General features: G+C 69.4%; 15 protein-coding genes and 2 tRNA genes. 8 read left to right on the top strand and 9 right to left on the bottom strand.

The features are described 5' to 3' along the window. Nucleotides 1-63: 63 nt before the first annotated feature. Nucleotides 64-1452 carry a CCA tRNA nucleotidyltransferase gene (gene cca, locus HLAC_RS01660; protein WP_012659581.1) on the bottom strand — a complete coding sequence of 463 codons (1389 nt, stop codon included), beginning with the start codon at nucleotides 1450-1452 and terminating at the stop codon, nucleotides 64-66. 172 nt (nucleotides 1453-1624) lie between these two features. Here cca and HLAC_RS01655 point away from each other — a divergent pair. Then, nucleotides 1625-1697: transfer RNA gene (locus tag HLAC_RS01655), tRNA-Asn, on the top strand. A gap of 138 nt (nucleotides 1698-1835) precedes the next feature. Then, nucleotides 1836-1910: transfer RNA gene (locus HLAC_RS01650), tRNA-Ile, on the top strand. Nucleotides 1911-1914: 4 nt separating this feature from the next. Here the strand turns inward: HLAC_RS01650 and HLAC_RS01645 are convergent. Both HLAC_RS01645 and HLAC_RS17635 read right to left on the bottom strand, forming a co-directional pair. Further along, a complete protein-coding gene (locus tag HLAC_RS01645) occupies nucleotides 1915-2778 on the bottom strand; it encodes a TIGR01548 family HAD-type hydrolase (protein WP_012659580.1) in 864 nt (287 codons plus the stop codon). Nucleotides 2779-2850: 72 nt separating this feature from the next. Beyond that, entirely contained in the window at nucleotides 2851-3351 is a 501-nt protein-coding gene (locus HLAC_RS17635) for a UPF0146 family protein (protein WP_079892080.1), read from the bottom strand. 39 nt (nucleotides 3352-3390) lie between these two features. On the opposite strand from HLAC_RS17635, the gene HLAC_RS01635 reads away from it, so the two are divergent. From HLAC_RS01635 to ygfZ, 3 genes are all read left to right on the top strand, one after another. After that, complete coding sequence (locus HLAC_RS01635) at nucleotides 3391-3912, top strand: archaemetzincin family Zn-dependent metalloprotease (protein ID WP_049933628.1); 522 nt, start codon at nucleotides 3391-3393, stop codon at nucleotides 3910-3912. A gap of 71 nt (nucleotides 3913-3983) precedes the next feature. Then, nucleotides 3984-4283 carry a DUF6432 family protein gene (locus HLAC_RS01630; RefSeq protein WP_012659578.1) on the top strand — a complete coding sequence of 100 codons (300 nt, stop codon included), beginning with the start codon at nucleotides 3984-3986 and terminating at the stop codon, nucleotides 4281-4283. A gap of 91 nt (nucleotides 4284-4374) precedes the next feature. Further along, entirely contained in the window at nucleotides 4375-5535 is a 1161-nt protein-coding gene (gene ygfZ, locus HLAC_RS01625; RefSeq protein WP_012659577.1) for a CAF17-like 4Fe-4S cluster assembly/insertion protein YgfZ, read from the top strand. Nucleotides 5536-6046: 511 nt separating this feature from the next. On the opposite strand, the gene HLAC_RS01620 is transcribed toward ygfZ, so the two are convergent. The 6 genes from HLAC_RS01620 to HLAC_RS01605 all read right to left on the bottom strand — a co-directional run bounded on the left by HLAC_RS01620 (nucleotide 6047) and on the right by HLAC_RS01605 (nucleotide 10533). Continuing rightward, entirely contained in the window at nucleotides 6047-7222 is a 1176-nt protein-coding gene (locus HLAC_RS01620) for an inorganic phosphate transporter (protein WP_012659576.1), read from the bottom strand. 1 nt (nucleotide 7223) lies between these two features. Then, nucleotides 7224-7352: a DUF7859 family protein gene (locus HLAC_RS19785; protein ID WP_012659575.1), complete on the bottom strand. Its 129-nt coding sequence runs from the start codon at nucleotides 7350-7352 to the stop codon at nucleotides 7224-7226. 410 nt (nucleotides 7353-7762) lie between these two features. Next, nucleotides 7763-8281, bottom strand: coding sequence for a metallophosphoesterase (locus HLAC_RS01615; RefSeq protein ID WP_012659574.1), 519 nt, complete (start codon nucleotides 8279-8281; stop codon nucleotides 7763-7765). 156 nt (nucleotides 8282-8437) lie between these two features. After that, nucleotides 8438-8575: a DUF7560 family zinc ribbon protein gene (locus tag HLAC_RS18675; protein WP_012659573.1), complete on the bottom strand. Its 138-nt coding sequence runs from the start codon at nucleotides 8573-8575 to the stop codon at nucleotides 8438-8440. Between the two features lie 126 nt (nucleotides 8576-8701). Next, nucleotides 8702-9457 carry an ABC transporter permease gene (locus HLAC_RS01610; protein ID WP_012659572.1) on the bottom strand — a complete coding sequence of 252 codons (756 nt, stop codon included), beginning with the start codon at nucleotides 9455-9457 and terminating at the stop codon, nucleotides 8702-8704. Next, complete coding sequence (locus HLAC_RS01605; RefSeq protein ID WP_012659571.1) at nucleotides 9454-10533, bottom strand: ABC transporter ATP-binding protein; 1080 nt, start codon at nucleotides 10531-10533, stop codon at nucleotides 9454-9456. Before HLAC_RS01605 ends, HLAC_RS01610 begins: the two co-directional genes overlap by 4 nt. A gap of 140 nt (nucleotides 10534-10673) precedes the next feature. Between HLAC_RS01605 and folP the strand changes: the two genes are divergently transcribed. From folP to HLAC_RS01590, 3 genes are all read left to right on the top strand, one after another. Beyond that, a complete protein-coding gene (gene folP / locus HLAC_RS01600; RefSeq protein ID WP_012659570.1) occupies nucleotides 10674-13310 on the top strand; it encodes a dihydropteroate synthase in 2637 nt (878 codons plus the stop codon). 36 nt (nucleotides 13311-13346) lie between these two features. Beyond that, entirely contained in the window at nucleotides 13347-14783 is a 1437-nt protein-coding gene (locus tag HLAC_RS01595) for a DHH family phosphoesterase (RefSeq protein ID WP_012659569.1), read from the top strand. Between the two features lie 142 nt (nucleotides 14784-14925). After that, nucleotides 14926-15996, top strand: coding sequence for an NAD(P)/FAD-dependent oxidoreductase (locus HLAC_RS01590; RefSeq protein WP_012659568.1), 1071 nt, complete (start codon nucleotides 14926-14928; stop codon nucleotides 15994-15996). Nucleotides 15997-16325: the final 329 nt, after the last annotated feature.

The following is a 16325-nucleotide window of genomic DNA, read 5'->3' as shown; positions in this document are numbered from 1 at the left end:
TGTCTCCGCCCTCCTTTCCGTCGGTGAGCGACGCTCTTGTACGATGGTGTCCGCCCGCGCGCCTCACGGGTGCGGCTCGTAGAACTCCCTGAGCGGCACCCCGAACGCGGGCGCGAGCGTCGCCACCGCGTCCCCGACCAGCACGTCGCGCTCGGCGAACTCTCGTTCTACCTGCGCACCGAGCGCGACATCGCCGGCCGCGTCGCTTTCGAGGTACTCGCGGACCGTCGTGAACTCCCGTTCGCGCTCGACGACGTACCGGTCGCCGTCGATGAACGGGCCGTACGTCTCCGGATCAACGTCGTCGGCGTACGACTCGTAGAAGCTCGCGGCGTGTTTCCGCACCGCGACCGGCGGCCCTTCGTGGCGTGTGACGGCCGGCCGCTCTGCGACTTCCAGTTCGGCGTACAGCGCGGCGCGCTTGGCTCCGTCTCCGTCAGCCTCCGGACCGCTCCCGTCCGTCATCGCGCGCGCACGGAGCACGTCGAAGCCGCGATCGTTCAACCCCCGAACGATCCCGTCAAGCGACCGACGGAGCTGCGGCCACAGCTGGTCGTCAACTAGGTCGGGCGCGTCGAACACGACGGCTACCGGAGTCGTTTCCCGTCGGTCGAGATGGTCGCGAACGTCGGTAGGGTCCAGCGGAGCCGGATCCACCGGTTCGAACGGCGCCTCGCTCGGGGCTGCAAGCAGTTCGCGGGCGTAGTGCTGGAACCGAGCGAGGTTCTCGGCCGAGAGGACGGCCGCGACGTTCCGCGTCGGATCGGTCGGATCGACCACGACGAGCGGGTCGTCGAAGGTCCGCTCGGCGTGCCCTTCGGGATCGAATTCCACGGGCGGGTGCCAGCTCCGGGCGGACTCCACGAGGGGGACGAACCCGCCCAGTTCCAAGACGAGCAGCTCGGTGAGGTACCCCGAGAACCCCTCGGTGCGGAGGTCGCTCCCGTACGCGCCGATTCCCTTCAGGAACGCCTTCGCAAGCACCACGTCGTCGGCGAGTCCCTCATCCAGCCGCGCGGAGAGGTATGCGTCGTGGAACGGGGTCCGGTCGACGGCGGAGATCAGGTCGCCGGCGGTCTCCACGTCGTGACAGGGGACCAGATCCACGTCGAACCCCTCGTAAGTGCCTTTCACGTAGGGGTGTTCCGCGTACTCCTCGTGGCCGTCCGGGAGGACGGCGTGGCCGACGGCGAGCCCGTACTCCTCTAGCTGTTCGCGGTCGAGGGCGGCGTCGAACCGCACGAAGAGATCGATGTCGCGGTCGCCGGAGACCCACGTGTCGCGAGCGGTCGACCCCACCTGTACCACATCGGCGTCGACGGGGAGGTCGGCAATCGCCTCGCGCGTCCGATCGGCGAGCTCGACGGCGACCGTTCGCAGGCGGTCGCGCTCCGCGGGCTCGGGGACCGCCCGGTCGCGAACGCGCGACAGCACCGCCTCGAGATCGTCCATGGATCGACTTCTCGCGGTCCGGCCGAAAACGTGTCGGTCACCGGACGAACGGTGCGATTCGGGAGGCGAGCGGGAGATGACGATCGGGCGTGAATGCGCCGCGCCAACTGATCGCACTCGGGTCGGGCGGAAACGAAAGCCCTATCAAAACGAATCGAGTACGCTGAATCGAGCCGAAGTAGCTCAGCTGGTAGAGCGCCTCGCTGTTAACGAGGCGGTCCCAGGTTCGAGTCCTGGCTTCGGCGTCTCTCTGTTTCCTACACCTCGTAGCGTTAGGTGTGGCTTCTGCGGTGTCGTCGATCCTACTCAAGGTTTCACGGTTTCGTCCGGCGATCGTACGGATTCGGTACGCTAAAGGGTTCGTCCCGTTTACCCCGAATTACGGGCCTTTAGCTTAGTCCGGTTAAAGCGACTCGCTCATAACGAGTCGATCGCCGGTTCGAATCCGGCAAGGCCCATTTCTTACTCCAACAGCTCGACGAGTTCGTTCACGTCCTCGACGACCGCGTCGGCTCCGTTTTCGGCGAACTTCCGGCGCCCCTCGTCACCGGTCAGGCCGCCGGTGAGGACGCCGATCCCGTAGTAGACGCGGCTCGCGTCTTCATCGTCGGCGTTGCGCGCGGTTCGCACGTCGTCGAGGGTGTCCCCGATGAAGGCGATCCGGTCGGCGTCGAACCGCTCCGCGAGAGTCACCAGCGCCCGCGGATGCGGCTTCCCCTCCTCCCAGTCGTCCATCGTGAACCGCCGATCTTCGGGCACGTCGAGGCCGACGCGCTCCAAGGCGATCTCCGCCTCGGCGGCGGGCCGCCCCGTCAACACGCCAACGTCGAACCGGTCGGTCAGGTCAGCGATCGTCTCCGGCTCCACCAAGGTCGGCTCGTCGTGGATGTACCCCGGCGCCGACAGCGGGGGGGCGCCGCCCTCCAGCTCGCGGTACAGCTCCTCGCCGAGGTACAGCGCCTGAAACGTCTCGCGGAGTCGCTCGGTATCCCACTGGTCGCGGACCCGCGCCTGCGCGACTCGGGGGAGGTCGCCGACGACCTCCTTCGCAGCGTCAAGCCCGCCCCCGCCCTCGGCGATCCGACCGGTGAAGGTCTCGACATCCATCCCGAGCCCCTCCCGGCGGGCCAGCACGTAGAGGGCGGCCGCGTCAGTCAGCTCCCAGTCGTTGTTGAACCCACCGGCGTCCTTGAACAACTGAATCGCGTCGCGATCGATCGTCTTGTCACACACCCGTTCGACGGACTCGATGATCGCCCGCCGGTAGGAGTCCGCTACGTCGACCAACACCCCGTCGATGTCGAGGACGACTGCGTCGACCTGCATACCCGTACGCCGGCAGGGGTGGGAAAGAACGTTCGGATTCTCGCCGAATCGGCCGGCTCTCGACCCCGCGCTTCACTCGGGGCCGGACGACCGCTTCCCGCGCCCGCCGTCCCGCGCAACGTACAGCGCGGTTCCCGAGACGAAGCGACGCCGGACCGGGACGACCGGTTCCTCAAACCCGAGGGTGGTGAATACGCAGGTAGCGTCGAGACGGTCGGCGAGGGCGACTGTCGGACGCTGGAGTTCGGCCGGGAGGTTACACGCGTACACCGCATCGATCGCGACGCGGCCGTCTGCGTCGGCGAGGGGAGCGGTTTCGCTCCCGCTCACTTGATCGGCGAGCGCCAGCACATCTCCCCGCCGGACGCGAATCGACCCGTCGACCGCCTCGTCTCGGACCTCTTGTGCTGCCGCTCGCGATCTGTCTCCGGGATCGACATCGACGGCGACGACGCGACAGCCTCGCTCCGCAAGCGCCCGCGCGACCGCCAGACGGTCTCCGACGCCGACTTCCACGAGGCGGTCGTGTTCCGCGAGTTCGTCGACCAGCGCGCGACGTGAGTGTGAAACCACGGCGCGGGCTTTATGATTGCGGCGGTCAAAAGCTGTTCCATGCTCGTGGACATCGTCCCAGTCGGGGAGGTCACCCCCCGCGTGAAACGCGAGGCCTCCGCCGCGCTCCGTTCGGTATACGACTGCGACGTGACCGTCCACGACGATCAGCCGATCCCCGGGACGGCCTACGACGAAGGCCGCGATCAGTACCGCGCCGAGGACCTCATCGAAACGGTCGGCCGCGTCGGCGGCGGCGAAAAGAATATCGGGATCACTCCGCGCGACCTCTACTACCGCCGTCGGAACTACGTGTTTGGGCTCGCCTACCTCAACGGTAACGGCTCCGTGATTTCGACCCACCGGCTTCGCACCTCCTCCGACGGGGGCGTCTCGACCAAGCCCGCGGTCGACGTGTTCGCCGACCGCGTCCGCAAGGAGGTCGTCCACGAGATTGGCCACACGCTCGGACTAGAGCACTGCGACAACAGCAAGTGCGTCATGTCCTTCTCGCCGACCGTTCGCGAGGTCGACGTGAAAGAGGAGAACCTCTGTGGAACCTGTTCGCGACTCGTGCGGTAGCGGTTCCGTCAGCTAGGGGCGACTCGTTTCTCGCCGGTAGACGTAAACCGCATCCTGTCCAACTACGGCGTATGGCCGCAAAGCCGGAATACCGCGACCGGCCGGACGTCGAGGTCGCACTGCTGGACGCGCTCGTCGACCGCGGCGACGAGGGCATGACGGTGCTGGAGCTGCGCGCGGCTGTCGACGCCAACATCGACGCCGTCGAGGAGGCGTTATCGGCGCTGAAGGCGGACTCGCTCATCACCGTCGAGAGCGAAGAACGGGTGCGCGTGTACCCGCACGACCGCGTCGTTCCCGATCCCGAAGACCAGATCGAGGACGGCTCGGACACCCTCGTCGACGCCGTCCGCGACCGGCTCGGACTGTAGCGACACGGTGCGTACGTGAACGCGAGAATTAACCGCCCGTACCCGCACCGAAGCCAGCGACCTTTTGCCGCTCCCCCGACTCTCTACCGGTATGACTCTCGTCTCCGACACCCACGGTGCCCACGGCGCGGTGTACCGCGACCGCGGTGGCCGCCGGGTGGTGGATCACTACAGGAAGCCCGAGCGCGTCGGCAAGGCGGTCCGCAACGTCGTCGGCGCAATCGAGATGGGGTACGGCGTGCTCGCGATCACGGGCGAGGACCGCGTCGAGTTCATCGACAACGCCGTCTCCAACCGAATTCCGGAGGCAGACGGTCAGGGCGTGTACGCACTCCTGCTCGATCCCCAGGGCGGCATCGAGACGGACATGTACGTGTACAACGCCGACGAGCGCCTCCTCGTCTTCCTCCCGCCCGAGCGCACCGAGGCGGTCGCCGAGGACTGGGCGAGCAAGGTGTTCATTCAGGACGTGACGATCGACGACATCTCCGACGAGCTCGGCGTCTTCGGAGTCCACGGCCCCAAGTCGACCGAGAAGGTCGCCTCGGTACTCGGCGGACCGGGCGCACCCGAGAAACCGCTCTCGTTCGTCCGCGGATCGATGGTCGACGCCGGCGTCACCGTGATCGCGAGCGATGCGCCACTCGGCGAGGAGGGATACGAGGTCGTCTGCGCCGCCGAGGACGCAGAAGAGGTGCTCGACACCCTGCTCAACCGGGGCCTCAACGCGGCCCCGTTCGGCTACCGGACGTGGGACGCGCTCTCGCTCGAAGCCGGCACGCCCCTCTTCGAGTACGAGCTTGAAGGAACGGTGCCGAACGTCCTCGGACTCCGCAACGCCTTGGACTTCGAGAAGGGGTGTTACGTCGGTCAGGAGGTCGTCTCCCGCGTTGAGAATCAGGGACGGCCGAGCCGGCGTCTCATCGGACTCGACCTCGACGGGCTTGCCGACGCGACCGCCGACATCGACGGCGACGCCGACCCGGAGGGGTACGACGAGATCCTGCCGTCTCCCGGCGCGGCCGTGTTCGACGGCGACGAGGCGGTCGGCGAGGTGACCCGCGCGGCGGTCGGACCGGCCGCCGGCGACCCGATCGCGTTGGCGTTCGCCCGGTTCGACGCCGACCTCGTCGATCCCACCGTGCGCGTCGACGGCGAAGAAGTCGCGGCGACGCGCTCCGACCTCCCGTTCCCGTCCGTCGACGGGAGCGCGCAGTCCGCGCGGCTGCCGACGTATCCGAGCGACGAGTAGTCGCCACGGTCGCTGTTGCGGTCGGCGCGTGCCTGCGAGCGCCCGAAGGGTGCGAGGAGCACGCGCGAGGGACGCGGTGAGCGCTCGAAGAGCGCGAACCGCGAGGCTGGGGAGGCGTGAGGTGCGGTTGTTGTGCGGTGCGGGTGGGACTCAAAGGGGCAGTCGCCGGCGGCTTTGCCGCCGGCTGCCAGAGGCGCGAAGCGCCTCGCTGTCGCGAGGACGAAGCACGGTGACACAAGGACCGCAAGGAACGAGCGGAGCGAGTGACTGAGGAGCGTGGTTCGAGACGCCGAAGGCGTCTCGTCATCACGAAAGGCGCTTCGCGCCTTTCGAACGACAGCGAACCGCGCGAGTCGTCGCGACTGGGGCTTTGGAGGTGTTCGTCGTCGAGTCACCGATCGCGTATTACCGAGCGGCTGGGGCTTTGGAGGCGTTCACCGCCGATCCGCCAGCGACAACCGTTTATAACCGAACCTCCGCACTTAACCGATCTAGCCGCTCGTCACACCGCTCAGAGCACGAACTGCACGGCGGAGTATACGCCGAACCCGAGCGCCAGCGACCCGACGAGCGACGCGATCCACGCGAACACGGTGTACCCCATCTTCGACCGGCTCACGCCCGCGTCGCCCGCGGCGTAACCCGCGCCGACGATGGCGGAGACGATGATCTCGTTGAACGAGACGGGGATCCCGAACGCGACCGCGATCTGCGCGATCGCGAACGACGGGATGAGCGCCGAGATCGACCGCCGCGGCCCCATCGAGGCGTAGTCCTGCGAGATCGCTTTGATCATCCGCGGCGCGCCGGTCCACGATCCGACGAGGAGTCCCACGCCGCCGCCGACGAGCAGCGCCCACAGCGGGACCCCGACATCGCTGAAGATCGGGACGAGCGGGCCGATCGCGAGCCCGACCTGCGAGCCGCCGGCCGAGAACGCGACCAGTCCGCCCATCGCGAGGAGGAATCGGCGCTGGGCGCCCTCGCGGTCGCGACCGAGGTCGGCGTACACCGCGAGCGCGACGACCGCCGCCACCGCGACCGTGACCAGAGGCGTGCCGATCGCGCCGATCCCGAGCCCGGAACCGAACGCCTCCGACAGCGACGCCTGCTGGCCCGCCGGCCCGAGCAGCGCGAACCCGACGTTCGCGACGATCGCGCCGACCAGCCCGGCGAGCGCCGCGGTGAGCGCTCGCTCGGGAAGCCGCTCGCCGATGAGCATCCGCGCGACGCCGTAGGCGACGCCGCCGCCGACGAACGGGGTGAGGATCCACAGCGTGAGGATCTCGGTGTACTTCGGCCACGCCGGGTCGCCGCCCATCGCGAGCCCGACGCCGACGACCGCGCCGGTGACGGTAAAGGCGGTCGCGATCGGGTACCCCGCGAACACGCCGATCGCGACGAGCGCGGCCGCAGTGAGCAGCGCGACGATGGCCGCGCCGGCGGTGAGGGTGACGCCGCCGATCAGCTCGGTTCCCACCGCCTCTGTCACGTTCGCGCCCTGGAGGATCGCGCCCATTAACCCCAACACACCGACCACGAGCCCCGCGCGCATCACGGAGATGGCGTTGGCACCGACCGCCGGAGAGAACGGTGTCGATCCGGAGGATCCGGCGCCGATCGACCACGCCATAAAGAGGCTGGCGGCGGCGGCGACACCGAGGGTGGCGACAGTTACGACAACCATGTTATCGCTGCCCGTCGTCGTACCCTTCGCGGAGCCCCGTTAGAGTGCGCCGGACCAACAGAAATGCGAAGAAGAAGAATCCGAGCAGGATGGCAAGGATCACGACGAACAACGGTTCGACCGGGAGCATACACTCGAATCCGTCGGGACGGTGTTATGCGTTTCGGCAGGCCGGTCGTCCACCGGTTCCGGTCGTCGGCTCTGGCCGTCGGTTCCGGCCGCTGTCGACCAGTGACTAAAACGCGCCTTTGTGTCTAAGCTACCTATAAGTTATCTCCAGCGTAAGGTGTCGATGCGACCCCCGCTTCGGCCCTCAACCCCACGATCGGTCACCGGCCGGCGAGCCGCGACGGCACACAATACCCGCTCGCTCAGGTCTCTCCCCACGCCCCCACTACTCTCCTTCCGCTTCCCTGCCGTTCCCCTACCTCCCGGCGTGACCGACAGGCGGGGCGTCGCGTTCGCCCGCCGAATCCGCCCTCCCGTTCGGCGGGCGTCATTTCTCCGACGCCGGATCGCATCGTCTGGCCGCGACGCCGACTACGGCGCGATTTGGAACTCACCGAATATCTGCCCATCTGGCGTGACGAGCCGTCCGTTCAGGGTACTCTCACCCTCGGAGGCGGGTTCGAGCTCGGCGTGCGCCGGCCGGTTTCCGCGCGGCTGCGCGTGACTTCCAGGATTTAGTATCGGGAGCGCACCGTCGTCGTCGAACCGGGGGCGGTGGCTGTGCCCGCAGATCACCGCGTCCGCGTCGCGCTCCCGGGCGAGCATCACGAGTCCGGTGTCGCCGTTGCGGTGCCGGTGGGTGACCGCGAACCGAACGCCGGCGTACTCCACCGTCCGTACCTCGGGGACGCGGTCGCGGATCCCCGCGTCGTCGTTGTTACCGTAGACGGCCCGCAGACTCCGAGTGGCCGACTCGAACGCGTTGAGAACCGGCTCGCGGTAGAAGTCACCCGCGTGAACGACGACGTCGGCCTCACGGACCGCTTCTGCGGTCCGTCCCTGCAGCTTCGACTCCTCGCGCGAGTGGGTGTCGGAGACGACGACAAGCATACGCTCACTGCGCGCGCCGGGCTTAAAAATCGCGCCCCGAGGCGGCGCCGTTGGTCTCAGTTATAAACGGCCGAACGCGAACGCTCTCGTCTCTCGAACCGACGCCGAGGGCCGTGGCGCCGGGGCGGCGACGCCGAGGTCGCGACGCCGAAGCTGCTACTCGTCGCCGAAGTCGCCCTCGCTGGCCGCGGTCGTACAGACCGGACAGCCGGTGGCGAGGATCGTCTCCCGCATTTCGTCGTTGACCTCGATGGTCTGCGCACAGTCGGAACAGGTGAATTGAACGGTGGGCAACGCTTTCCCTCTCGTTGTCGGGGACGGCGGCGGGCGATATAAATGACCGGCTTCCGAGCCGCCCGCCGCCACTCGGCTCCCTCTCACTACCAACTCGTTCCCGCTCACCACGACCACCCCGTTCCCTCAGTCAGTCCGCGGGATTGCGTACGCACCCAGCGCGAGGAACGCGACGGCGAGGACCGAAAGCACCGCCAGATCGCCGAGCCACGCCCCCGGCTCGTAGATGATCGCTCGCGTCCCGCGGGCGAAGTACGTCAGCGGTGAGGCCGCGACAGCGGGTAGGAACCACTCCGGCAGTAGGTCGGGGGAAACGAACGTTTCCGAGAGGAACAGCAGGGGGAGCGCGACCGTGTTGCTCGCGGCGATCACGCCGTCCTGCGAGTCCGCGAGCGCGCCGAGCAGCGCCCCGAGCCCACAGAAGAGCGCGACGGCGACGGCGACGAAGACCGGCAGCGCCGCGAGCGCCGGCGAGACGACCGGCTCCGCGTCGGTCACCGCCAGCACGAGTCCGAGGATGAGCAGGCTCGCCGCGCCGATGATCGCGACGTTGACCAGCGTGTGCGCGAGCAGCCACTCGACACGCGAGAGCGGCGTCGTCGCCAGCTTCTCGAACCGGCCACCGTCGCGGTGACGGGCGATCTCGGAGCCGACCCGCGACAGCGGCGTGAACAGCACGACGACCGCGAGGTAGCCGGGGATGTAGTAGCCGGCCGGCTCCGCGAACAGCCCGCCCCCGGTGGGCTGCGTCTGGACCAGCGCACCGAAGATGACCACTAAGATTACGGGGAAGAAGAAGGTGAAAAACACCGCCGTCCGCCGCCGGAGGAACGACCGCGCCGCCGCCGTCGCCTCGGTCGTGATCCGCCCGAAGCGGCTCATCGGTCGCCTCCGTCGGGTGCGACCTCGTCAAGCGGCTCCGACCGCGGCGAGTACTCTTCGCCCGTGAGCCGGAGGTACACGTCTTCCAACGAGGGCTCGGACCACGCGAGCGACTCGAAGTCGATCTCGGCCGTCTCCAGTGCGTCGACGGCGTCTCCGATCCCCTCGGGTCGGACGCCCCCGATCCGGAGGCCCTTGCGGGTGGACTCGACCGCGGGCGCGTCCTCGCTCTCCCCCGCCGATTCGTCCGAGAGCGCCTCCCGGATCGCTTCCTGAACCGCCTCGCAGTCCGCCTCGGACGCGGGACCGTCCAGCTTGACCTCCAAGCGCGGCTCGCCTCCGTGATCGGCGATCAGTTCCTCGGGAGCGCCGACAGCGACGATTTTCCCGTCCCGGAGGAGCGCGACGCGGTCGGCCAGCCGCTCGACCTCGTCCATCGCGTGACTCGTGAGGAAGACGGTCGTTCCGCCGCCCGCGAGTCGCTCTATCAATCGGTGGATCGATCGCCGGCCGGCCGGGTCGATCCCCGTGGTCGGCTCGTCAAGGAAGAGGAGGTCGGGGTCGTTGACGATGGCGGTGGCGACGCAGGTCCGGCGCTTCTGCCCGCCCGAGAGCGTCTCGTACCACACGTCCGCGTCGTCGGCCATCCCCACGTCCCGCAGGACGGACTCGGCGTCGCGCGCCGCGTCGTAGAGCCCGCCGTAGTAGCCGACCAGTTCGGTCGCCGTGAGCCGCTCCGGCGGGTCGAACGACTGCGGGAGCAGCCCGATCCGCTGCGGGTCGACCTCGCGCGGCGGGACACCGAACACCCGCAGGTCGCCCTCGGCCTCGGTCGTCCCCGTCAGCGCGCGGACCAGCGTCGTCTTCCCCGCGCCGTTTGGGCCGATGAGTCCGAACACCTCGCCGGACTCGACCCGGATGTCGACGCCGTCGAGCGCGACGACGTCGCCGTACGACTTGCGGACGCCTTCGCCGACGACGACCGCGTCGGGATCGGCGGCGTCGGCACCGGCGGCGTCGCGCCCCCGCGTCGCGTCGTCGGCCGCGTCGACGTCCGCGGCCGTAGTCTCGTTCATGCGAACGGATCCGGGTGCCGCGCGCGTAAGGGTTGCTCTTCCAGTCGGGGGAAACGCTCTCACCCGTCTCGACGACAGGGTAGAGTCCGCGATCGTCCCGGTCCGTTACGCCTAAGCGACGGCGAGCCGACCCACGGCGTATGCACTACCACGAGGCGGCGGCGTTCCTCTTCGACCTCCGCCGTTTCTCGGTGAAGCCGGGGACCGAGCGCGTGGCGGCCCTCCTCGATCAGGTCGGGAACCCGGAAGAAGACGTGTCGTTCGTGCAGGTCGCGGGCTCGAACGGGAAGGGAAGCACCGCGCGCATGACCGAGTCGATCCTGCGTGAGGCCGGGCTCTCCGTCGGCCTCTACACCTCGCCGCACCTCTCCGCGCTCGCCGATCGGGTCCGGGTCGACGGGCTGGCGATGACCGAAGCGGCGATCGCCGACTTCGTCGAGGAGGTGAAGCCGTGGCTCGTCGAACGCGCTGCCAACGGCGAACCCCTCACCTTCTTCGAGGTCGTGACGGCGATGGCGATCCACGACTTCGCGCGCCGCGAGGTCGACGTGGCCGTCTTGGAGGTCGGACTCGGCGGCGAGTACGACGCCACCAGCGCGGTCGACCCCGTCGCGACCGCGGTCACCAACGTCTCGCTCGAACACACCGCGGTCCTCGGCGACACGATCGCGGAGATCGCCCGCACCAAAGCGCGGATCGCCGACGCGGGCGTTCCTCTCGTCACCGCCTGTGAGGGCGAGGCCCTGTCGGTCGTTCGCGAGGTCGCCAACGACGCGGGCGCCCCGATCGCGACGGTCGCGAGGGCGAGTGGCAGTAGCGGGAACGGCGAGACCGACGACCAGACCCTCTCCGTCGCCTACGAGGGCCGCGTGAGCCCGACCGACGCCGAGGTGACGCTGGCCGGCGAGGTAGACGGGACCTACCGGATCCCGCTGGTCGGCGACCACCAGGCGACGAACGCGGGAATCGCGGTCGCGCTGGCCCGACGCACCGCGGGCGCCCTCGGGAACGGAACCGACGCCTCCCTCCCCGACGAAGCGGTCCGCGACGGCCTCGCGCGGGCGACGTGGCCCGGTCGGTTCGAGGTGGTCGACACCGCCCCGCTGACGGTGCTCGACGGCGCGCACAACCCGGCGGCCTGCCGAACGCTCGCGGGGACCCTCGCCGAGTACGACTACGACGACCTCCACCTCGTGTACGGCGCCATGCACGACAAGGACCACGTGGGCGCCGCGAGCGCGCTCCCCGACGCCGACTCTGCGGTCACCTGTCGCCCGGACCTCGACCGCGCGGAGGACCCCGAGGTGTTGGCCGCCGCGCTTCGGACCGCTGGCGTCGACGACGTGACCGCCGGCGACGACGTGGCCGCCGCGCTCGAGACCGCAGTCGAACGCGCCGACCTCGGCGACTGCGTGCTGCTCGTCGGCTCGCTGTTCGCGGTCGCGGAGGCCCGCGCGGCGCGCATGCGGACCGTGACCCCTCGGACCGTCAGCGGGAGCGACCCGGACGCGAACGCAGCGCGCGCGCTGGACATCGGCGGCGTCCCAACCGGCGACGAATCCGGCGCGAGCCGACGGCGACGCGAGGGGATCGACCACCGCGTCCTCTCCCTCCGACTGCGCGGCGACCGCGCGGAGCGCCTCACGGCCGCCCTCCGCGAGGCCGGCGGCGACGCCGCGATCGGGGGCCTCGGCGCCGGCGAGGGTCGCGTCCCGGGCGGCGAGTACGTCCCCGTCACGCTCGCGGGAACGGTGGGGGAGTACCGCGAGCTGCTCGGCCGGCTCCGCGAGCGCGAGGGTGAGGAGTTCGCGGGGATCGCAGGCGACATCGCGGACCGGGTCGGGATCGACGATTCCGACGCCGCCGACTCCGCCCCCGACGACTACCCCTGGATCGACGGTACCGCGATCATGGGCGTGCTCAACGTCACGCCGGACTCCTTCCACGACGGGGGGAGACACGCGGGCCCCGACGACGCGGTCGCGGGCGTCGAGCGCATGGTCGAGGCGGGCGTCGATGTCGTGGATGTCGGCGGCGAGTCGACTCGGCCGGGCGCCGAGCCCGTGCCGGTCGACGAGGAGATCGACCGGGTCGTCCCGACGCTTGAGGCGATCCAATCAGTGCCGGCGGTCGCCGACAGCAACGTGCTAATCTCGGTGGATACGCGGAAGCCAGCCGTCGCGGCGGCTGCGCTCGACGCCGGCGCCGACATCATCAACGACGTGACCGGGCTGGCGGACCCGGAGATGCGGGAGGTCGTCGCCGACGCCGGCTGCCCGGTCGTGGTGATGCATAGCCTCGACGCGCCTGTCGACCCGACAAACGACCCCGAGTACGACGACGTGGTCGACGACGTGATCGCGGCCCTTCGCGAGCGACTCGCGCTGGCCGAGACCGCCGGGATCGACCGAGAGAAGGTAATCGTCGACCCCGGGCTCGGCTTCGGTAAGTCGGCCACCGAGGCGTTCGATCTGATCGACCGCGTCGGGGAGTTCGCCGCGCTCGACTGTCCGGTGTTGATCGGTCACTCCCACAAGTCGATGTACGGCGCGGTCGGCCGAGGGGAAGACGACCGCGAGCACGCCACCGTCGCCGCGACCGCGCTCGCCGCCGACCGCGGTGCCGACATCGTTCGGGCCCACGACATCGCCGAGAACCGCGCCGCGGTCGACGTCGCCGCCGCGGTGAACGGGTCCCTTCGCGAGCGCGGGGGCGCCGACGAGAACGGCGACGGCGACCCCGAGGGGGGCGCCAAGGGGAACGCCGCCGGCGAATGACGGCAGCGTTTTGCGTCGCGACCCCCTCACGTCGGTATGGCCCGGCGTCTGCTGCTCGGCTGTAGCGCGGTCGGGAACACGCTCGTCGAGCGCACCCGCGAGGCACGCGGCGAGCTCATCGCGATCACCGACGACACCGGGTGGGCCTCGACCCTGCGCGACCGCAACGTCGCCACCGTGGAGGCCGACCCGACCGACCCCGCGACGTACCCAGAGAGCGCCGCGGTCGTCTTGGTTGCGAGCGACGACCCGGCGCGGAACGTCGCCGCCGCGGAGGCCGCACGGCGCCACTACCCGGACGCAATGATCGTCGCGCACGTGGGCACGAACCCGACCGCGGCCCAGCAGGAGGCGCTGGAGGCGGTCGCCGACCGCGTCGTCGATCCGGTCGAGGCCGTCGTCTCGCGAGTCTGCGAGGCGACCGGTGTCGACGCCGATGAGGAGCCGGTGCGACTGTTGCGAGTCCTCCGAAGCCTCACCGGACCGCTGTTGGTCGTCGCGCACGACAACCCCGATCCCGACGCCATCGCGAGCGCACTCGGGCTGGCGCGGATCGCCGAGTCGGTCGGTATCCCCGCTGACGCCTGTTACGGCGGCGAGATCGCCCATCAGGAGAACCGCGCGATGGTGAACTTACTCGACCTCTCGCTGCGGACCTTCGACGGGATCGACCTCGACGACTACGGCGGGGTCGCCCTCGTCGACCACTCGCGCGCCGGGATCAACGACAGCCTCCCGGAGGGCCACCCGGTCGACATCGTCGTCGATCACCATCCACCGCGCGGGCCCGTGGCGGGGGAGTTCGTGGACATCAGGCCCGACGTCGGCGCGACGAGTACGCTGATCGAAGAGTACCTCTCACGGGTCGGGATCGAGCCGGACCGGGACCTCGCGACCGCCCTCCTGTACGGGATCCGGATCGACACGAAGGACTTCACGCGGGCGACGTCGATCCCGGACTTCGAAGCGGCCGCGTCGCTGTCGCCGCACGCCGACGAGTCGACGCTCGAACGCGTCGAGAGCCCGAGCGTGAGCCCGGAGACGCTCCGCGTGCTCGCACGCGCCATCGAGGGACGGGACGTGCGCGGCTCGACCGTCGCCTCCTGCGTCGGCGAGATCGGCGACCGCGATGCCCTCTCGCAGGCGGCAGAGCGCCTCCTCGACCTGGACGGGATCGCGGTGACGTTCGTGTTCGGCTACATGGACGGGGTGATCTACGGCTCCGCTCGTGCCCGCGGTGCGGACCTCGACGTGGGCGAACTGCTCCGGGATGCGCTCGACCCGGTCGGCTCCGCCGGCGGACACGCGACCATGGCCGGCGCGCAGGTCCCGCTCGGAATCCTTCAAGAGGTTTCGGAGTCAGAGTCGCTCGAAGACGTCGTCGAGGCGTTCGTTGCCGGGCGCTTCTTCGAGGCGCTCGACGACGCTCCCTCGCCGCCGACAGGCCCGTTACCGGAGTTTTCGAGAGAGTGACGGCGGCTCGTCACCGACTCCCAGCGTTCCGCTATCCCGGCCTCCAGTTCTTCTGGTGTCCCGGCCCCCAGCCCCTCTCGCTGTCCCGCCCGCCGCGCCCGAGGGCGCAACCTACATACTTCGCGACGGCGAACCAGTAGCCATGACCGACGACGTCGTCGAACACCGCCGGCTGATTATCGCCGGCACCGGGATCGCCGGACTCACGGCAGCTATCTACGCCGCGCGGTCGAACAACGATCCGCTGCTCGTCGAGGGCGACGAGCCGGGCGGCCAGCTCACGCTCACTACCGACGTGGAGAACTACCCCGGCTTCCCCGAGGGAATCTCCGGGCCGGAGCTGATCAACAACATGAAAGCGCAGGCGACGAAGTTCGGCGCCGAGGCTCGAAACGGAATCATCGTGGACGTCTCGAAAGAGCCCGCAGGCCACTTCCGCGTCGAACTCTCCGACGGCGACGTGTACACCGCCGACGCGTTCATCGCCGCCTCGGGTGCCAGCGCCCGCACCCTCGGCGTCCCCGGCGAGGACGAGCTGATGGGATACGGGCTCTCGACGTGTGCGACCTGCGACGGCGCGTTCTTCCGCGACGAGGACATGCTCGTCGTCGGCGGCGGCGACGCCGCGATGGAGGAGGCGAACTTCCTGACGAAGTTCGCGGACACCGTCTACATCGCCCACCGCCGCGAGGAGTTCCGCGCCGAGGACGTGTGGATCGAGCGCACGATGGAGAAGGTCGAGGACGGCGAGATCGAGCTCCTCCTCAACACCGAACTCACCGAGATCCACGGCACGCCCGAGGACGGGATCGACCACGTCACCCTCGTCGAGCACCCGGACGGGCATCCCACGGAGAAGCTCGACGATCCGGCGACCGCCGACGAGGTCGACGAGTACGATTTCGACGTGGGCGCCGTCTTCTTTGCCATCGGCCACACACCGAACACGGAATTCCTGGAGGGGACCGAGGTCGAGACCGACGACGAGGGGTACCTGCTCACCGAGGGCGGCCGCGGCGGGAACCAGACCGCGACCGGCGTCGAGGGGTTGTTCGGCGCGGGCGACGTGGTCGATTTCCACTACCAGCAGGCCGTCACCGCGGCCGGGATGGGGTGTCAGGCCGCGCTCGACGCCGACGAGTACCTCACCGAGCGCGAGCGCGCCGGTGAGCTGTACGAGCCGACCGCCGACGCCGCGACCGCGGACGACTGACCGACGACTGACCGACGAGCACCTTTTTACGCAGCCGACGTTGGGGTGGAACCACCGAGCGACAGTGCCAACGACTCTTTATAAACTGATCTACGGTCGGCGCGCGCCTGCGAGCGGCCGCCACGGCGGCCGCGAGTCAGCGCGTGCGAGGGAGTCGCGGCCGCTTATAAGCGGCCGCGACGAGGCTGGGGAGGCGTGAGGCTGCGGGGCTGTGCGGTGCGGTCGGGTGGGACTCACCGGCTGGGGGCTTTGGAGGTCTTCATCGCAGGGGTGCCGGCAATCATTTATAAGCGGTAGCGAGGACGGTACAACAGCCAATCGACGATCCA

It is taken from the genome of Halorubrum lacusprofundi ATCC 49239 (assembly GCF_000022205.1).
Classification (GTDB): domain Archaea; phylum Halobacteriota; class Halobacteria; order Halobacteriales; family Haloferacaceae; genus Halorubrum; species Halorubrum lacusprofundi.
This window is presented reverse-complemented; position numbering and strand designations above follow the sequence as displayed.